The sequence below is a fragment of the Rikenella microfusus DSM 15922 genome (genome assembly GCF_000427365.1).
Lineage (GTDB): Bacteria > Bacteroidota > Bacteroidia > Bacteroidales > Rikenellaceae > Rikenella > Rikenella microfusus.
Genome location: NZ_KE386488.1, coordinates 1,216,671 through 1,235,907, shown reverse-complemented (window position 1 = coordinate 1,235,907; position 19,237 = coordinate 1,216,671). Strand labels below are relative to the sequence as shown.

Annotated in this window: 14 protein-coding genes; 8 read left to right on the top strand and 6 right to left on the bottom strand. The window is 58.6% G+C overall.

Annotated features, from left to right (window positions below):
* Positions 1–106: 106 nt before the first annotated feature.
* The 4 genes from RIKMI_RS0106275 to RIKMI_RS0106255 form a co-directional block, all read right to left on the bottom strand.
* A complete protein-coding gene (locus RIKMI_RS0106275) occupies positions 107–631 on the bottom strand; it encodes a TlpA family protein disulfide reductase (RefSeq protein WP_027290906.1) in 525 nt (174 codons plus the stop codon).
* 166 nt (positions 632–797) lie between these two features.
* A complete protein-coding gene (locus tag RIKMI_RS0106270; RefSeq protein ID WP_027290905.1) occupies positions 798–1,874 on the bottom strand; it encodes a TlpA disulfide reductase family protein in 1,077 nt (358 codons plus the stop codon).
* 76 nt (positions 1,875–1,950) lie between these two features.
* Positions 1,951–3,237, bottom strand: a complete 1,287-nt coding sequence (gene tyrS, locus RIKMI_RS0106265) for a tyrosine--tRNA ligase (protein WP_027290904.1) — start codon at positions 3,235–3,237, stop codon at positions 1,951–1,953.
* Between the two features lie 326 nt (positions 3,238–3,563).
* A complete protein-coding gene (locus tag RIKMI_RS0106255) occupies positions 3,564–4,562 on the bottom strand; it encodes an aspartate-semialdehyde dehydrogenase (protein WP_027290902.1) in 999 nt (332 codons plus the stop codon).
* Between the two features lie 248 nt (positions 4,563–4,810).
* Between RIKMI_RS0106255 and lgt the strand changes: the two genes are divergently transcribed.
* From lgt to RIKMI_RS0106225, 6 genes are all read left to right on the top strand, one after another.
* Positions 4,811–5,677: a prolipoprotein diacylglyceryl transferase gene (gene lgt, locus RIKMI_RS0106250; RefSeq protein ID WP_037291611.1), complete on the top strand. Its 867-nt coding sequence runs from the start codon at positions 4,811–4,813 to the stop codon at positions 5,675–5,677.
* 43 nt (positions 5,678–5,720) lie between these two features.
* Positions 5,721–6,437: a dipeptidase PepE gene (gene pepE, locus RIKMI_RS0106245; RefSeq protein WP_027290900.1), complete on the top strand. Its 717-nt coding sequence runs from the start codon at positions 5,721–5,723 to the stop codon at positions 6,435–6,437.
* 758 nt (positions 6,438–7,195) lie between these two features.
* A complete protein-coding gene (rpoN, locus tag RIKMI_RS0106240) occupies positions 7,196–8,614 on the top strand; it encodes an RNA polymerase factor sigma-54 (RefSeq protein ID WP_027290899.1) in 1,419 nt (472 codons plus the stop codon).
* Between the two features lie 154 nt (positions 8,615–8,768).
* Positions 8,769–10,232 (top strand): GDSL-type esterase/lipase family protein, encoded by a 1,464-nt coding sequence (locus RIKMI_RS13245; protein ID WP_051214390.1) that lies wholly within the window; start codon positions 8,769–8,771, stop codon positions 10,230–10,232.
* Between the two features lie 409 nt (positions 10,233–10,641).
* Positions 10,642–11,946 carry a GDSL-type esterase/lipase family protein gene (locus RIKMI_RS0106230; protein ID WP_027290898.1) on the top strand — a complete coding sequence of 435 codons (1,305 nt, stop codon included), beginning with the start codon at positions 10,642–10,644 and terminating at the stop codon, positions 11,944–11,946.
* On the top strand, positions 11,918–13,414 hold the full coding sequence (locus RIKMI_RS0106225) for an MBOAT family O-acyltransferase (RefSeq protein ID WP_027290897.1): 1,497 nt from the start codon (positions 11,918–11,920) through the stop codon (positions 13,412–13,414). Before RIKMI_RS0106230 ends, RIKMI_RS0106225 begins: the two co-directional genes overlap by 29 nt.
* 217 nt (positions 13,415–13,631) lie before the next feature.
* Here the strand turns inward: RIKMI_RS0106225 and RIKMI_RS0106215 are convergent, their stop codons facing one another.
* The gene (locus RIKMI_RS0106215; protein ID WP_027290896.1) at positions 13,632–15,299 is read right to left on the bottom strand and encodes a Na/Pi cotransporter family protein; all 1,668 of its coding nucleotides are present in this window, start codon (positions 15,297–15,299) and stop codon (positions 13,632–13,634) included.
* A gap of 34 nt (positions 15,300–15,333) precedes the next feature.
* Positions 15,334–16,398 carry a lysylphosphatidylglycerol synthase transmembrane domain-containing protein gene (locus RIKMI_RS0106210; RefSeq protein ID WP_027290895.1) on the bottom strand — a complete coding sequence of 355 codons (1,065 nt, stop codon included), beginning with the start codon at positions 16,396–16,398 and terminating at the stop codon, positions 15,334–15,336.
* A 763-nt stretch (positions 16,399–17,161) separates the two neighbouring features.
* Here RIKMI_RS0106210 and RIKMI_RS0106205 point away from each other — a divergent pair.
* On the top strand, positions 17,162–18,046 hold the full coding sequence (locus tag RIKMI_RS0106205) for an endonuclease/exonuclease/phosphatase family protein (protein ID WP_027290894.1): 885 nt from the start codon (positions 17,162–17,164) through the stop codon (positions 18,044–18,046).
* Between the two features lie 148 nt (positions 18,047–18,194).
* The gene (gene queG / locus RIKMI_RS13240; protein ID WP_051214563.1) at positions 18,195–19,127 is read left to right on the top strand and encodes a tRNA epoxyqueuosine(34) reductase QueG; all 933 of its coding nucleotides are present in this window, start codon (positions 18,195–18,197) and stop codon (positions 19,125–19,127) included.
* The last annotated feature ends 110 nt before the right edge of the window (positions 19,128–19,237 follow it).

Sequence of the window (19,237 nt, the reverse complement as noted above, 5' to 3'; positions counted from 1 at the left end):
CGCGGCGCGGATTTGTGTACGGTCCCCGCGGATCTTCGGTACAGACGCACGGCCTTGCTCGGGCCGGATATGCTCCTTTCCGTTCCCGACGGCGATAAGGAAAACGTTACTCCACCGGGGCGAAATAGGGTTGCATTTCGGTCTGGAAGCGATCCAGTTTGAAACCGCTCCACATCCTGACGATTTTGCCCTCTTCCGGCTCCACCAGCACGAATGTCGGATACAGACCGATCCCGTACGGCACCGCCGCCCCGTCTTTCAGCAATTTACCGTCCGAAAGGTTCGGCCATTCGAACGGTTTGCGGTATTTGTACATCTCCATCCAGCCGTCGTGGTTGTCGCTCAGCATCACGCCCACCACGGAGAGTTTGTCCGCATATTTTTCCGCGTATTTGGCCACTTCGGGAAACGAAGCGTGACACCGCGGGCAGTTCGACGTCCAGAAGAGCACCAGCAGGTATTTCCCGTCCTGACCCGCGTAATCGGCCAGGTAGGAGTAATTGCCCTCCGTATCGTGCAGTTCCACATCGTAGAGTTTGTCGCCTACCTTGACTTGACCGGCCGGCTCCTGTGCCCCGGCAGCGAGCGAGAAGCCCAGCGCCAAAGCCGCAAACAGCATTTTTTTCAGCATGGTTTCGATATTTTGGTGAGTAGTCCGTTGTTTGGTAACTGTTTTATCTGTGTCTCTGGTTTTCTGCATATTTCGCCCGCACGCCCGATGCCGTCAAACGGCTTCGGCGTAGGGCCGTTTGGGGCGGTCGTTGCACGGCTTCGGGTAAAGTCGTATGGAGAGTCGCCTATTGCTTTTCGAGATACGGTTCGATCATCCGGTTCCGGAAGTCGCCCTCTCCGGGATACCACCGTTCGACGATCGTGCCCTGCGGATCGATCAGGACGTAAGTCGGCATGACATCCGGCTTGTACAGCACGCCGGCCCCGGCATACGTCCCTTTCCCGTCCGAAAGGTGCACCCACGGCAATGCCTGCCAAATGATCGCTCCCTGCCACATCTCTCTATTGGCGTCGAGGCTCACCCCGACGATTTCGAGCCGGTCTTTATAGCGGGCGTAAATCTCTTTCAGCTCCGGGAAAGCGGCGTAGCATCCGCCGCACCCCACGCTCCAGAAATCCAGCAGAACGTATTTTCCCCGCCCTGCAAAATCCGACAACCTGTGCGTCGCTCCCGAAGTATCCGCGGCCTGAAAATCGCCGAAAGGTTCGCCCACCTGCGGAATACGGGGCGGGTCGAGGGCCACGGCGATCGCTTCGCCATTCAACGTGCCGCGCATTTCGGGCGTCAGCCGGTCGTATATCCGCTGCAATTTGTCGTGCGGGACGGCCCCTACTTTGACATAAAAGTTCAGGCAGTTGAGCATCGCCTGCGAATTGGGGTATTGGTCGAAAACCGGCCAAAGCCGCTCTACGTGGATTCGCCATACGGAATCGCGGTACTTCCAGTAGCCTTCGTCGGTCTCCAACAGGCTGTCCAAGTCGGAGAGATCGATCGCATCTATCGCCTGTTCTATCTCCTGCTCCGGCTCATTGCTCGCCGCAGTCCACTTTCCGTCGGCGGCTCCGCCGATACGGATTTCCGTGGTATCGGTTATCCACAGGTTGGAAGTCGTGCGCCCGTTGCCGGCACGGATCGACATCATCACCATCTCGCTTGCGGGCAAAGTGTCTGAAAAAGAGAATCGACCGTTACGGATGGTGTCCGTTTGGATGCTGCGTCCGATGTTGCCCCAATAGCGGAAAAGCATAACGGAAACCGAATCTTTGTCGGCCACGCCGGCGATGCGGCCCTCGATTTTCCAGGCCGAGGCGGTGCCGACCGTAAACAGTGCGGCGGTTGCGAAAAACAGGTGTCTGAACATGGCGGTTCGGGTTTGGATACGAAAAAAGGGACTTTCCCCGTCGGGAAGTCCCTTCAAAGTTAGGCAATCCGCCTCGTTATTTCGCAATAATCAGGAAGTAATTCTTCTTTCCTTTCTGCACGAGCAGGAATTTGCCCGAAATCAGGTCGGCCGGGGTCACCGTCTGTTCCGCATCGGCCGTTTTGGTACCGTTCAGCGAAATGCCGCCTCCCTGAATCAACCGGCGAAGCTCGCCTTTGGAGGCGAACAGGGACGCCTTTTCGGTACAGAGCGCCGAGAACGGCACGCCGGCCTCCAGATCGGCCCTGGCGATTTCGAACTGCGGCACCCCTTCGAAAACTTCGAGAATGGTCCGTTCGTCGGCGGCTTTCAGCGCGTCGGCCCCGCCGCCGAACAGGATCGAACTGGCGGCCACGGCGCGTTCGTAATCCTCGCGCGAGTGGATCATCACGGTCACCTCCTCGGCCAGTTTCTTCTGCAACTTGCGCAGGTGCGGCGCCTCACGGTGTTCGGCGATCAGGGCTTCGACGGTCTCCTTGTCGAGCATCGTGAATATCTTGATATACCGTTCGGCGTCTTCGTCGCTCACATTGACCCAGAACTGGTAGAATTTGTAAGGCGAGGTGTAGCGCGGATCGAGCCATACGTTGCCGCTCTCGGTCTTCCCGAATTTGGTGCCGTCGGCTTTCTTGATGAGCGGACAGGTCAGGGCGAACGCTTCGCCGCCGGCCTTGCGGCGGATCAGCTCGGTACCAGTGGTGATGTTGCCCCACTGGTCGGAACCGCCCAACTGGAGTTTGCAGTTTTTGGTTTCGTACAGGTGCAGGAAGTCGAACCCCTGTACCAGCTGGTAGGTGAACTCGGTGAAAGACATCCCTTCTCCTTCGCCGTTGAACCGCTTTTTGACCGAATCCTTGGCCATCATGTAATTGACGGTGATGAGTTTCCCGATGTCGCGGATAAAGCCCAGGAAGGTCTGTTCTTTCATCCAGTCGTAGTTATTGACCATTTCGGCCGCGTTGGGGGCCGTGCTGTCGAAGTCGATGAGTTTGGAGAGCTGGGCTTTGATGGCGGCCTGGTTGCGGCGCAGGGTCTCCTCGTCGAGCAGGTTGCGTTCCAGCGATTTGCCGCTGGGGTCGCCGATCATCCCGGTGGCGCCGCCGATCAGAGCGACAGGTTTATGGCCGCACCGCTGGAAATGCTTGAGCATCATCACGCCCACCAGGTGCCCGATATGCAGGGAGTCGGCCGTGGGGTCGATCCCCACGTAAGCGGTGGTCATCTCTTTTTTCAGTTGTTCGGCGGTGCCGGGCATCATGTCGTGTATCATGCCGCGCCAGGTCAGTTCTTCGATAAAATCCATCGGTGCTGTCGTTTTTTAGGCCGCTATATGCGACTTTATTTCATTCGATCCGTGCGTCTGATTCAATGCCTTTCGGCCCGCGCCCCCCTTTCTCGGCGAAGACTCCCGTTCGCCTGTGCCGGGCGATACCGCAGGGCCGCTCGGGGAGATCGTTGCACGGTTTTGGATAAAGTCGTATATACTTGCCTTATCTTTTTTATTTGCAAAGATAACCTTTATTTCCTCTCCGCGTCCGTCCTTTCGTCCGCAGGGAGGCTCTTCCATACGAAAAACCGTTTCCTGCCCGGAGGCGGGAAACGGTCCGATACGTCGTCAAAAACGGGGCGTTACGCCTGGATGAACCCTTTTTCCAACAGGTACTGGGCGATCTGCACGGCGTTGGTCGCCGCCCCTTTGCGCAGGTTGTCGGCCACGACCCACATGTTCATCGCTTTCGGATTGGAAATATCCCGACGCAGGCGGCCTACGAACACTTCGTCGTGGTGCTGGGCAGTCACGGCCATCGGATATTCGGAACGTTCGGGGCAGTCCACCACCTTGAGGCCCGGCGTGCGTTCGAGCAGGGCGCGTACCTCTTCGATGGTGAAATCCTTGACAGTCTCCACATTGATCGATTCCGAATGGCCCCCCACGACCGGAACGCGGATGGCGGTGGGCGAAACGAGAATCGAGTCGTCCCCGAAAATCTTGTGGGTTTCGTTGACCAGTTTCATCTCTTCTTTGGTATAGCCGTTTTCGGTGAAACTGTCGCACTGCGGGATGCAGTTGCGGTCGATCACGTGCGGGTAGATCATCGGGCCGTCCGTCACCCCGTTGCGTTCGTTTTCCATCTGGGTCACGGCACGCATCCCGGTACCGGTGATGGCCTGATAGGTCGATACCACGATACGGCGGATGCCGTAGGTACGGTAGATCGGGGCCAGGGCCATCAACATCTGGATCGTCGAGCAATTCGGGTTGGCGATAATACGGTCTTCCGGGGTCAGCACATCGGCGTTGATTTCCGGGATGACCAGTTTCTTGGTCGGGTCCATGCGCCAGGCCGAGCTGTTGTCCACTACGTAGCAACCCATTTGCGCGAATTTGGGAGCCCAGTCCAGCGAGGTCTGCCCGCCGGCCGAGAAGATCGCCAGTTCGGGCTTCATGTCCAACCCGACCTGCGGAGTCACTACCGTCCATTCCTTACCCCCGAAAGCGACTTTTTTGCCTGCGGAACGTTCCGAGGCGATGGGGATCAGCTCCGTTACGGGGAAATTGCGCTCTGCGAGCACGGTCAACATACGGCCGCCGACAAGCCCTGTCGCGCCGAATACTGCTACTTTCATATCGGTTTTTCGTTGTAATTACTTAAGGAATTGCAAATGTAATCTTTTTCGCTCCGATTCGTATCGCGGAAGACGGCTTTGTGTATTTCTCAACGAATTTTCGCCGACCTGAATAATCGCGGAGCGATTTTCCCGTCTTCTTCCCGCGATTTGCCGGAGCCGCTTTCCGGGCCATACGGCGAATCCCGTAAAAAAGTGTACTTTTGCTCGATATACCCTTTCGTAATTTACACGATAACCCTTTGCTTATGATCCCGCTTTCCGTCGTTTGGGACGCCGACCCCGTCGCATTTTCCATCGGTTCGCTCGAAATAGCCTGGTACGGCGTGCTGTGGGCCGCCGCACTGCTGATCGCCCTCTGGATATTCGCCCGCATGGTGAAGCGGGAGGGACTCGATCCGCGGCTGGTCGATTCCGGATTCCTCTACGGCGTGTTCGCCACCATTATCGGCGCCCGGTTGGGACATTGCCTGTTCTACGAGCCGGGAGAATATTTCCTCCACCCGTTCATGCCGGAATTTCCCTGGATCAAGCTGCTCGACATCCGCGGCGGCGGACTGGCCAGCCACGGCGCGGCCATCGGACTGCTGGTAGGATTGTGGCTCTTTGCCCGCAAATGGAAATTCCCGTACATCTGGATACTCGACCGGGTGGCGGTCATGGTGCCGCTCAGCGGAGCGCTGGTGCGTCTGGGCAACCTGATGAACTCCGAAATCTACGGCGACCCGACGTCGCTGCCGTGGGGTTTCGTCTTCGTCCGGACGGGCGAAACGGTGCCGATGCACCCGACGCAGATTTACGAGGCCGTGGCCTACCTGGCGATCTTTTTCCTGTTGGCGCATCTCTACTGGCGCACGAAACTGGCCGAAGAAAGGCGGGGCGTCATTTTCGGACTGTTTCTGATCCTGCTGTTCACGGTGCGGCTGCTCATCGAGTCGATCAAACTGCCGCAGGAAGCCTGGGAACAGGCGATGGCGCTCAATATGGGCCAGATACTCAGCATACCGTTCATCGTCGGAGGCGGGATCATCCTGTGGCGGGCTTTGCGGCGGCCTGCTCAGCCTTATACGGATATGCCGCTGGCCGGAAACGCGGCGGCAAAGCGGAAAAAATAGCCGCCGGACGGATAAACCTAACGATCTAAAACATACGAAGACTATGCGACTGCTCCTTATCAGCAATTCGACCAATGCGGGCGAAGCCTATCTGGAATATCCGAAAGGGCATATCGCCGATTTTCTGGCGGCCTCGGCCCGGAAAGTGGACACGGTGCTTTTCGTGCCTTATGCGGCCGTTACGTTCAGTTATGACGAGTATCAGGCCAAAGTGGCCGCCCGGTTCGCGGAGTTCGGGGTGAAAGTGGATTCGGTGCACCGCTATGCGAATCCGGCGGAAGCGGTACGCGGGGCGCAGGCGATCGTAGTGGGCGGCGGAAATACGTTCCACCTCGCCAAAACGATGCAGGACCAGGGGTTGTACGAACCGATCCGGGAAGCGGTCGCCGAACGGGGAGTGCCGTATATCGGCTGGAGCGCCGGCTCGAACATGAGTTGTCCGACGATCTGCACCACGAACGACATGCCCATCGTGGAACCGATGTCGTTCAAGGCCTTGAATCTCATTCCGTTCCAAATCAATCCGCATTACCTGGACGCTCATCCGGACGGACATGCCGGAGAGACGCGCGAAATGCGTATCGAGGAATATATCGCGGCGAACAAAGGGATGAACGTGGCGGGTCTCCGTGAAGGTTGCATGCTGCTGGCCGAAGACGGGAAACTGTCGCTGATCGGTAAAAAGCCGTTGCGGTTGTTCCGCTACGGGCAGGCGCCGAAAGAGCTGACGGCCGACGACGATCTGTCGTTCTTACTGTAAGGCCGTCCCCTGTTACGGACCGTCCCCGGCGCAGTTCGTTCGGCAGAACTGGCCGGGGACGTTTTGTTTCCGGCAGGATCCCGAATGCCTCTCGATTGTCCCGCAAAATCAAGCGGATACAAACACTGTCCGGTTTTATCCGCACGGCTCGATATGACTCGGGCGATACCGTGTCGCATCTGGAAAGGGAACCGGGGGACAACCTTTCAGGAGTCGGTAAGCATATGCGGTTTTACCCGAAACGGAGCGATAATTTTTTACGAGATACTGCGGTACCGTCCGAATATGCGTGTAAACCCTGACAAAAGCCCTGAAGGGGTCGTTCCGGCCGGAGTTGTATTCGCCGGAGAAAGCGAAACGATGTATTTAACCTTTTTGTTTTATAAAATCCGGATGCCCGGAAGGGTTCGGGTAGTGACGGCTCGTTCAAAATAAAATCCAGATTAACAGCAGTCTTGAGCGATAACCGTTGTTACCGACACCGGATAAAGACACACGGCAAAAGCTACGCAACGCGTTCGGATCCGGCAAACCGGGAGCAAAAAGCGGTAAAAGAGAGGACGTCGTATTTTCAGACACTATAAAAGCCGCCACATCCCATCGGAACGCAGCGGGCCGGACGATCGATGGTCGTCCGGCCCTTATCCCACAGGCCGGAAACAGCCCCGCAGCAGCCCTGAATTGGGATTTAGGGGCAAAATGCCTACATTTGTCCGGACAGCGCCCCGGCGAAGGGCCTGTTTCTCCAATCATTTCCTATGGCATCTATCAGTCAAAGTTTAGAACAAAAATTGCAGCAGCGGCTTTCGCCGCAGCAGATACAAGGCATCAAACTGCTGGAGCTACCCACCCTCCAGCTGGAGCAGCGCGTCAAACAGGAGATCGAGGAGAACCCCGTGCTCGAAGAAGAGGAGCGCGAAAACGACCAGGACGAAACGAACCTGACGCTCGAAGACTATATCCGCAACGAAGAGAGCGCTTCGTCCTATAAACTCAAGACCAACAATACCTCCAAAGACGACGAACGCCGGTCGCCTACCCTTTCGCAGGGCATGTCCTTGCAGGACTTCCTGACCGAGCAGTTGGCCTACCACAACCTCAGCGAGAAGGAGATGACCATCGCCCGTTTCGTGATCGGGACGCTCGACGACGACGGGTACCTGCGCCGGCCCACGGCCTCCATAGCGGACGACATCGCGTTCACGCAGGGTATCGAGGTGACCGAACAGGAGGTGGACCGCGTAGTGGGGATCGTCCAGATGCTCGACCCGGCCGGCATCGGGGCGCGGGACCTGGGCGAATGTCTGGTCATCCAGCTGAAAGCGCTCCGGAACCAGACGCCGGCAGTCAGGCTCGCCATAACGATCCTGACCGACCATTACGACGCTTTCGTCAAGAAACATTACGAACGGATGATGCGCAGGCTGGGCGTGACGGAAGACGAATTCCGGGCCGCGCTCGAAGAGATCATGCACCTGAACCCGAAGCCGACCAACGGCTATTCGGACGAAAGTTCGGCGGCCTCGCCGAATATCATTCCGGACTTCATTCTGGATTACAGCAACGGCAATTTCGACCTCCAGCTCGCTTCGCGCAGCGTGCCCGACCTGAAGATCAACAGCAGCTACCTGCGTATGGCCGAGAAAGCCATGAACAGCGGCAGCCAGAGCGAATCGGACAAAGAGGCCCTGCAATTCATCCGGCAGAAGATCGAATCGGCCAAATGGTTCATCTCCGCCATCCGGCAACGGCAGGAAACCCTGATGAAGACCATGCGGGCGATCCTCCAGTTCCAGCACGACTATTTCGTGGAGGGCGACGAGGCGAAGCTGCGCCCGATGATTCTCAAAGACATCGCCGACGCCACGGGATTCGATATATCCACTATCTCCCGTGTGGTGAACAGCAAGTATATCCAGACCCATTTCGGCGTTTTCCTGCTCAAATATTTCTTCTCCGAAGGATTGCCGACGGAAGGCGGCGAGGAGGTGTCCACGCGCGAAATCAAGCGTATCCTGGCCGAAGCCATCGAAAACGAAGACAAACACGATCCGCTGACCGACGAAGCTCTGATGGATACCCTGACGGCCAAGGGGTACAAGATCGCGAGACGCACGGTAGCCAAGTACCGCGAGATGCTGGGTATTCCGGCTTCCCGGCTGAGGAAAGAGTTGTAAAAAAACGTTTTTTTGTCAGCATTTATCGGCCGGGCCGTTCCCCTTTTCGCAGGGGAGCGGCTTTTTTGTTCCGCAGACGGTCCGAAAATCGTTCGGGACATCCCGGAACCGATTAAAATAGCTATTTTTGCGACGATTTGTCCCGGGACGAAAGATGAAAAATTATTTCCGTTATACCTTCGGGCTGGTTCTGCTGGTCGCCCTGATGATGCTCGGATTGAAGTACCTCCCGACGGAATCTGTGGAGGAGGCCGGACTCAAACCTGTCAATATTATCGCCGACCTCGACCGGGGGAATACGGTGGAGGAGCTGGAGGGACTCGACGCCGAGGCCGGTGCCGGCATCCGCCAGGGAGGATATTCCGTCCGTTCCGTAACGGAACCGGATACGACCGCCTCGACCGACGGAGACAGCAGCCGTTCGGTCAGCACGATTTTCGTAGAGCCGGAGCCGGTTTTGCCGGCGGATTCGGCCGTCGCCGCCCCGGAACCGGTCGATACGGTATCTGCCGCCCCTGTACAGGCGGGGAGTGCCGTTCCGGTCCGGGACTATTCTCCGGACGGAGCGATGATGCGGACTTTCACGGGTAAACTGGCGGGTATCGGGCAGATGAAACGCCCGCTGCGTATCGGATTCATGGGTGATTCGTTCATCGAAGGCGACCTGCTGACTTCCGATTTCCGGGAGCTGATGCAGAGCCGTTACGGCGGGGGCGGCGTGGGATTCGTGCCGATCACTTCGCAGGTGGCCGGGTTCCGGCAAACGGTGGGGCATAAGTTCGGCCAGTGGAAACAGAGTTCGATCGTCAATAGCAAACAGGAGGGGTTCACGATTTCGGCGTTTCGTTTCACGCCCTCGGAAGACAGCTATGTGGAATACAAAGGGTCGTCGCACAAAAAGCATCTCGACCGTTTCGGGCGGGCCAGGCTGTTGTTCATCAGCAAGGGGAGGTCGGTGATCCGGGCCACGGTCAATGGCGAGGAGGAGTTCCTGTTCAATACCGACCCGATGGAGTCGTTGCAGGAGGTTCAGCTCGACGGCGATTTCCGGTCGATCCGCTACCAGATCAGCGACGTGGAGGGATTTACGGCTTATGGGGTGTTTCTGGAGAATCCGACGGGGGTGAGCGTGGACAATTTCTCGGTACGGGGAAATTCGGGCACGGCGATGGGACGTATCAGTCCGGTGCTGAGCGAGCAGTTCGGCAAGTTGTCGCCGTATGACTTGATTATTTTGCAGTACGGGCTGAATGTGGTGTCGAGCCAGGTGACGGATTATTCGGCTTACCGGAAACAGATGACAGCGGTGGTGAACCACATCAGGCGTTGTTTTCCGGGGACGGCGATTCTGGTAATGAGCGTGGGAGACCGGGCGACGCGCAGCAACGGCGCTTTCGTGACGATGCCGGGTATCCGGGCGATGGTCGCGGCGCAGGAACAGGTGGCCAGGGACTGCGGGGTGCTGTTCTGGAATACGTACGATGCGATGCGGGCGGCGGGAGGTATGAGCGCGTTTGTCAAAAACGGCTGGGCGGCGAAGGATTATACGCATATCTCGGCCAGGGGCGGACGCAAAATCGCTACGGCGCTGTTCGACGCGATTACAACCGCACAATAATATATAACCGTTCGTTTATTCTGTACGTTAAGTTTTGAGGCAACTGTGCACGCTTCGGGTTCCGGAATACTGTTCGTCCGAAACGACGGCCTGCACCTAAACTTGAGGTTCGGCCTGTCGCCCTCCCCCCGTGGCGCAGAGCGCCAGGGCGACAAGGCCGGCGGTTCTGCGAACCGCAAAACAACGCGAACTGTCGTTCCAGCCGAAAATCCTGAAGAAAAGGGCACCTGCCAAACTCAGGAGATACGATCTCAAAAAGTTTGGCTTCGCTTTCCTCCTTGCGCCTCGGCCATTCGAACGAGTTCGATTGCACTCGGCTGCTGCGTCGGCTCTTCGGTTCTTTCTTTTCAAAGAAAGAACGGTTACCTCAAAACTTAACGTACAGAATAAACGAACGGGTAAAAATGGGATGTTGAAGCATATAGTATATACGATATTGGGGATCATTGCCGTAGTCAGCAGTTGTGCTGCCGGCGGCAGCGGCGCCCGGCAGGAAGAAGAGGAAACAACGCCCTCCGATTCGGTGTTTATCGCCTCGTATCCCTTTGTGGACACCACCGCCGACACCATTTCCGATCCCGCCCGCAATCTGGTTCCCTTTTACACTAAGCTGCGGCAGCTCGACAGTATCCGCACGGCCTGCTCCGACAGTTTGTCCGCCGACGGGCCTCGTCTGGTCAATATCATCCACTTCGGCGACTCCCACATCCAGGCCGGATTCATGACCGACGTCATCATGCGGCATCTGCACAGCCGGTTCGGCAACGCAGGCCGCGGCATGATCGTGCCCCATAAGATATGCGGCAGCAACGAACCGCGCGACTACGCCATCCGTCCGCTGCCCGGCCGGTGCGGCCAGTGGAGTTCCGCCCGCGCCGTCAATTCCCGGTGCGCCCTGCCGATCGGCATCAGCGGCGTGGCCGTGCAAAGCTCCACCGCCGACAACCGCATCCTGATCTGTACCCTGCCTACCGGCGACAGCCTGGACTACGGTTTCAACCGTGTGCGTGTGTTTCACGACAAATACGCCCCCATCATCGAGGCCGACGACAGCCTCTCCGCCGGACTGGGCGCTCCGGATATCATTTACGACTTCAATACCGACATCGACCTGATAGCCACCGTCGATTCGTTGGAACTGCGCACCTATGCCGACGGCCGGTTCGCCAAAGGACCGATCTACGGGTTCTCGCTCGAAAACGGACGCGACGGCATACTCTACCACGCGATCGGCGTCAATAGCGCCTGTTACCTGCACTGGGGCCGTCAGGAAGAGGCGATCCGCCAGAGCGCGGCCCTCGAACCCGACCTCATTATCCTTTCGATGGGTTCCAACGAAGCCTCCGGCAACAACTTCAACGACGAAGTCTTCTATCGCGAGATCGACCGTTTCGTCGCCCCGCTTCGGGCAGCCAACCCGGAGGCAGCCATTCTGCTGACGGCTCCGACGCAGGCGTTCAAGCGCGGAACGCCGAACGCCAATTTCGGACGGGTCAGCCGGACGCTGAAACGTTACGCGCAGGACAAAGGGGTGGCTTTTATCGACCTCTATGGGGCCACGGGCGGCGAAGGGTCAGCCGAAAGCTGGGCCGAATACGGGCTGATGGGACGCGACAGGATTCATTATACTGAAGAAGGGTACCGCGTGCAGGGCCTTCTGATCTATAACGCACTATACAACGGATATGTCGGCTATGGCTCAACAGCTCAGTAACCTCGTCGAACTGCTGAAATACAACCCCGAAGAGCCGTTGTTGTTTACCAGCGGCCTGTTCCTGTTCCTGTTTCTGGGGTTCACCTTTTTCTACGGGTTCATGCGCCGGACGGTAACCCTGCGGATCGTCTACGTCACGCTTTTCTCGCTCTATTTCTACTATAAGACCAGCGGGATCTTTTTCCTGCTCCTGATGTTCACGGCCACGAGCGATTTCCTGATCGGCCATTTCATCGCCCGCGCCCGCACGCGGCGGGCACGGCGGTGGCTGGTAGCCCTCAGCGTGTGCGTGAACCTCGGTATGTTAGGGTATTTCAAGTACACTAACTTCCTGATCGAAATATTCAACAACTTCCTGGCCGACCCCCTGGAGTTCAGGAATATCTTCCTGCCGATCGGCATTTCGTTCTTCACGTTCCAGTCGATGAGCTACATCATCGACCTTTACCGGGGCAAAGTGGAACCGCTGCGCCGCTGGATCGACTACCTGTTCTACATCTCGTTTTTCCCGCAGCTGGTGGCGGGGCCGATCGTGCGGGCGCGCGACTTCATTCCTCAGATACACCAGCGGCCGCTGATCGTCAGCCGGGCGCAGTTCGGCGAAGGATTCTGGCTGATCCTGTGCGGTCTGTTCAAGAAAGCGGTGATTTCGGACTTCATCAGCCTCAATTTCGTGGACCGTATCTTCGACAACCCGATGCTCTATACGGGACTGGAAAATCTGATGGGAGTACTGGGGTACGCTTTGCAGATTTACTGCGATTTCTCGGGTTATTCGGACATGGCTATCGGAATCGCGCTCCTGCTGGGTTTCCGGTTCAACGCCAACTTCGATTCGCCCTATAAGTCGGCGACGATCACGGAGTTCTGGCGGCGGTGGCACATCTCGCTGTCGAGCTGGCTCAAGGATTATCTGTACATCTCGCTGGGCGGCAACCGCAAAGGTCGCCTGCGTACCTACCTGAATCTGATGGCGACGATGTTGCTGGGCGGCCTGTGGCACGGCGCGGCGGTGCGTTTCATCGTGTGGGGCGGCCTGCACGGCGCGGGGCTGGCCTGCCACAAGTGGACGATGAACCGTTTCCTGAGTTTCAGACCGACGGGGGCGGACATGCCCCGCTGGCGCAGGGTAATCGGCATCGCGGTCACGTTCGGCTTCGTCTGCGTGACGTGGGTTTTCTTCCGGTCGCCCTCCATGGAGGTGGCCGGGCAGGTGTTTTCGCAGATTTTCACGGCTTTCCACCCGGAGATTTTCTTCGATTTCGTGACGGGATACAAATGGGTGGTCATGCTGATGGCGCTGGGATACCTGCTCCATTTCGCCAGCGCCCGTGTCGAGGCACGCACTTTGCAGCTGGTACAGCGGATGCCGATCGTGCTCTATGCGGTGATGATGACGGGGCTGATCTGGCTCATCATGCAGTTGCGCAACGGCGATGTCCAGCCGTTTATCTATTTCCAGTTCTAAAACCGGGAATTACGGTAGCCGTTTTCGGTTTGCGCACGAGGGACTGACGGTCCGGAAAACCGATTTCGGCTCTGCGGCGCCGCCGGGCATTCCGACCGGGCGTTCGTTCAGTCGGAAGGGGGCGGCGCTGACCGAAGCCATAGCAGGATAAGTTATCCGATTTTTCCGTCTTTTTCGGGCGGAGTAAGCCCCGGTTTGCGTGCCGCCGGGAGAGCCATTACAGGCCTTCCGCCTGTTCGGCGGAGATATGGACGGCGGCATCGCCCAGTTTCTCGCATTCCACCACCATCTCGATGAAAGCGATGCCCGCCATATATTTGTAATCCTGTCCTTGGGCCTCCTGCAGCTGTTCGCCGCGCAGCCGTGCGCTCGTCAGGTTGATCTGCTGCTCGATGGCCCGCGAGCGCTCGACCCCTTCGGCCGTGGGATTTTCGAGGTTCGTCACCATCACGTACAGCGCCTGTTCCACCAAGTCGAACAGACTCCCCAGTTTGTCCCGCAGCTCCTGATTGAACCAAAGGTTGCGCTCTTTCTTGGTCCGAAGTATCCGGGCCAGCTCCAGATTGCCGTCCCCGATCTGTTCGATATGCGAAATGGTGCGGAACATGGTTTGCAGACGGCGTGTAGCCCCTTCGCTGTTATCCTGCGAGGTGATACGCGACAGGTAAGTGATGATTTCGCGTTCCACGCGGTCGGTGATCCGTTCGTATTTTTCCACATGCTCGTACGCAGCCAGGAACTCCTGCGCATTGGTGGTCGTCATCAGCGAACGCACCATACCGAACATCTTGAGGACCCGTTTGGCGTGGTTGGTGATTTCGTTGTGGGCCTGCATCAGCGACAGTTCCGGCGTGGAGACCATGCCCGAATCGAGCGCGAAAAGCCGTTTGCGGTTGTCGTCGGGCGACTGGTGCACCATCCACGTCACCGACCGCATGATCTGCGGGATAAAATTGACCAACAGACAGACATTCAGGATATTGAATCCCGAATGGAAAAAAGCCAGCATCAGGGGGGCGGCTTCCGGTCCCGTATGGCCCATGCCGGCGAACAGGCCGGCGATTCCGTCCGTAATCCACGGCATCAGCGGCACGACCCATACCAATCCCGCTACATTGAACAGGGTGTGCGACAGGGCGGCCCGTTTGGCCGAAGTATTGGCCACGATCGCCGCGAGGTTGGCCGTCACGGTGGTTCCGACGTTTTCGCCGAGGATCATCGCCGCTCCTGCTTCGAAGGGAATCCAGCCGCTCTGGCACATGATGATCGTCAGGGTGATGGTGGCGCTCGACGATTGCAGAATCGCGGTCAGCAGGGCGCCGATCAACACGAACAGAATGACGGACAGATAGCCCAGGTCGGCATAAACGGCCAGTTCGCGGAACAAGGCCGTATTCTGGGCGACGCCGCTCATCGAAGATTGGAGCACGGCCAGCCCCAGCAGCATCAGCGCGAAACCGATGACGATCTCGCCCAGCGCACGGTAACGGGCTTTATGGAGCAGGATCAGGGCGAATCCCAGCCCGACCATCGGCACCGAAATGACGGAAAAATTCAGTTCGAAACCGAAGACGGCGATGATCCATGCCGTAACGGTCGTCCCGATATTGGCTCCCATAATCATTCCGATCGCCTGCCGCAGGTTTACGATTCCGGCGTTCACGAAGCTGACGATCATTACGGTGATCGCGCTGGAGGACTGTACGGTGGCCGTTACCGCGGCGGTGGAGGCGATCTGCGAAAGCGGCGTGGCGGCCATGCGTCCCGTCACGCGGCGCAGTCGGCTTCCCGCGGCGCGTTGCAGGGCTTCGCTCATCAGTTTCATCCCGTAAAGGAAAAGACCGAGCGAGCCGACGATATTGAGAATGCGTATCAGTATATCCATCCGGAAAGAGAGTTACAGGGCGGGGGAAGAGCGTTTAGCCGGCCTTCCGGGATATCCCCGGATTTTGTCTGCCGAAACTGCGGCGCAGCCACCGGGGCAGGATGACCGCCCCCATAATCAGGTAGGGATAATAGGTCACCAGCCGCCACAAGAGGGCGATCACCGCTGCCGTGCCGATCTGTATCGAGGCCCCGACAGGAATTACGTCGCTCAGGAAATTGGAGAAGATATATTCCGCGAAACCGCTTCCGCCCGGCGTCGGAGCCACCAGCATCATGATCCACATCGCCAGTTGGCGCGCGAAAACCAGAAACTGGTCGCTGAGCATGAAAAAAGCCATGAACAGCGCGTTGGCCACCAGATAGCGGGAACTCCACGACAGGAAAGTCGCCGCGAAAGACTCGGCCCAGAACCGGGGACGGTAGCGCCGGATCTCGATGGCGCTGCGCACCACGTCCGTGCCGGCCTTGACCGCCCCCGGTCGCCAGCGGCGCAGGCCGGGAAGAGAAAATATTTTGACGATCAACCATTTCAGCCCCAACGGATTGAGGAACAGCCCGTAACTCAGCAACAGCAGGTAGGCGAGCTTGACGCCGTAGCCGATCGCGGCGAAAAGCATCAACTGGTGGCCCATAGGTCCGTCGAACAACCGGTCTCCGCCCACGATGAAAAAGACGACGGGAAAGACGACGGCAAAATACAACTCGTCGAAAAACGAGGTGAGCATGACGATCGCCGCGCTTTTACCTACGGGGATCCCCTCTTTGTGGACGAAAACGACGGCCACGCTGGTGCCGCCGATGGCCGAAGGAGTCACGGCTGAGGTGAACTCCCAGAGCATGATGATGCGGAACGCCTGCCGCCAGGAGAGTTGTCCCCGGCTGAACAGCCGGATACGGATAATGTAGCCGAGGTCGCGCCCGACCATGAAAAGGAAAGCGACGAGGATGAAAAGCAGCGCGTGCCACGTGAACCGGACATGCTCGAAAATGGCGGGATCGAAATCGCGGGCGATCATCCAGGCCACGAAACCGAGGCCGAAAAGGACGGGCAGGGCGATTTTCCACCACCGGACGCGGCCGACTGTATTGTTCTCCATGCGGTTTTTCTGATGGGTATCCGGCCCGGTTCCGTCAGGGGAGGCGGGCGCCGTTGGCAAAGATACGATTTTCAGGAGAGAACCGCCTCCGACGTACAAAAAAGACACACTCGGCGTATCGAATTATAATCTATGATAAATAAGATAAATATCATAAGGCTATATGCGCCCGCAGCCAGCGGAGGTGCAAATAAGCGCAGCGAATATGGCAGTCCTCCGCCGGGGGCGGCTGCGGGCTGACCGTTGCCGCGCAAACAGTAAGCAACTTTTGGCAAGCCCCATACGTCTAAAATAATGACGCCCGTGGCAATTCTGCACGTTTGGCGTAAGCCAGACTTAGCGTTCTTGCCCTTGCAGCGGGCGGACAGTGCCGCCCGGTACTCGAGCGGGCTGCAACTACCCAAAGGAGGGCACTGCGCCTACGCCGCACTTCCATCAGGTAATGCAAAACCCTGACAAGAGGCCCAACGAGGGCAGCATCTCCAATAATCAGAATCGTCCTAAAGCATTACAACAGTCCGAAAGAAATCATTATATTTGTCTACCGGCGTGCCCGCTCCAGCAGGCTGCCACCCGATAAGTTCTTACATTTTACGCGCTTCCGCTCTGAAAAGACGAGTTTCAAGCCAACGAAGCATAACGAACCGAGCTCCTTGCGTTGCCTATACGGGCACACGCCTGGGGCTATGGTTCGTTAGGGTGTACTCGTCCTACCTCAGAGCGGATTGTCTTCAGGTCGTGTGCCTTTTTCATACCCGGAAAAATGCGTCCGATCCTCCCTTTTATTCTTATTCTCCTGTACGCCGTCCGGCCCGCACAGGCCCAGCCGGCGCGGGTGCTGACCGTCGCTTCCTACAATGTCTGCAATCTGTTCGATACGATCAACGATCCCGGCATCCGCGACCTGGTGCTCACGCCGGAGGCTTATGAGGCGAAAACGGCGGCGCTGGCGCGGGTGATCGGCGGACTGTCGGCGGACATCGTCGCTTTGTGCGAAGTGGAAAATGCCGGCGTGCTGGGCGATTTGCTGGCTTCCGCGCCGCTCGATACCGTGCCTTACCGTTTCATCCATTACGACTCTCCGGACAACCGCGGTATCGACGTGGCCCTGCTCTACCGCCGGGATCGCGTGGAGCCGCTCGCCTCGGAACCGATCAGGGTGTCGGACGGTTATCCGACGCGGGACATCCTCCGGGCGGAATTTGCCGTCACCGGCACGGACCGCCGCATAGCGGTCTATGCCGTGCACCTCCCCTCGCGTCGGGGCGGCTACGGCCGCGCGGCCCGCATGCGGGAGACGATCGCGGCCCGGCTGGGCGATATGGCGGCGCAAGAGGCGCCCGGAACGGGCGCGATCGTTCTGGGCGACCTGAACGACCATCCGGGGTCGAAACTGGTGCGGCGCAACCTGTCCGGACTCCGTTGCCTGACGGCTGCGCCGCATCGCCGGGGGCAGGGGTCGTATGCGTGGCGGGACACGTGGGTGATGTACGACCATATTTTCGTCAGCCGCGACCTGGAACCGGCCGAAGATGCGCGGATTTTCCTGCGCGACTGGATGCTGACGGCCGAAGGACGGTTCCGCGGATACCCCGACCGGACGATCAGCGACCACCTGCCGGTCTATGTCCGGCTCTTTTTCCGGTAACGGCCGCCGAAGGATTTCCCTATCTTTGTCCGGAAGGATCAGCGCGGGCCGAAAATCGTCGAGGTACAGACAGGGAGGAGCGGGCGGATAGGTGATGGGAAGTGCCGGGACGGGAGAGGAATCGCCGGGGAACAGCCGGAACATCGGTATGTACGGATTGCAGGAAATAGTGGAACGCGAGTATCGCGCCTGCGGCTTTTCGGCCGCAGGCGTCGCCGCTTTCGCCCTGCTGGAAGAGGAAAAGGAGCGGTTCGTACAGTGGCTCGGCCAAGGATACGGAGCCGACATGGGCTATCTGGAGCGCTCGGCGGGTTACCGGCACGACCTGCGTCGGTTGTTTCCGGCGGTACGGAGCGTGGTCGTGACCCTGACGTCGTACCGTCGGCCGCCCGAAGTCCGGCAGCCGGACGGCGCGCCGCGTATCGCCCGTTTCGCATGGGGAGACGATTATCACGACGTGCTCAAACGGAACCTGCGCCGGCTGCTCGAGGCCATCCGCGGTTACGAAGGGTTCGGGGCTGCGAAAGGCCGGCCCGTAACGGACAGTGCGCCCGCTTTCGAACGGGCTTGGGCCGTTCGTGCCGGACTGGGCTGGATCGGCCGCAGTTCGATGCTGATCCATCCCCGGCTGGGCAGTTTCACCCTGATCGGGATGCTTTTGCTGGACATGCCGCTGCCCGACGGCTGTTTGCCTGCGCAGCGGGTACCGGACGGCTGCGGGAACTGCCGGCGTTGCATGGAGGCCTGTCCCACGAAAGCCATCGTCGCCCCGCGCGTCGTGAACGCGGGCCGCTGTCTTTCGTACCAGACCATAGAACGGCCCGGAGCTGTCGAAAGTGCCGTCCGTCCGTTTCTGGACGGACGTATTTTCGGGTGCGACCGCTGTATGGAGGTCTGTCCGTACAACAACCGGCCCGATATGCCGCTGGCGCCGGAAAATGCCGGTCTGGAAGCCGTGGCGGAGCGCCTGGAACTGACGGCCGACGGATGGCGGGAGATGACCGGCGAGGAGTTCGAGGCCCGTTTCGCCCGCAGTCCTTTGCTGCGGGCCGGGCTGGAGAAGATCAAAAGCTCGCTCTGAAAGGCCTGCCTAAAATGGCGTCGGAACCGCTTCAGGGAGCATATGCCGAAACAGGATGCGGCTATGTCTGTTCCGCACCGGAATGGGGAGGGATGCAGCGCGGGCCGAAA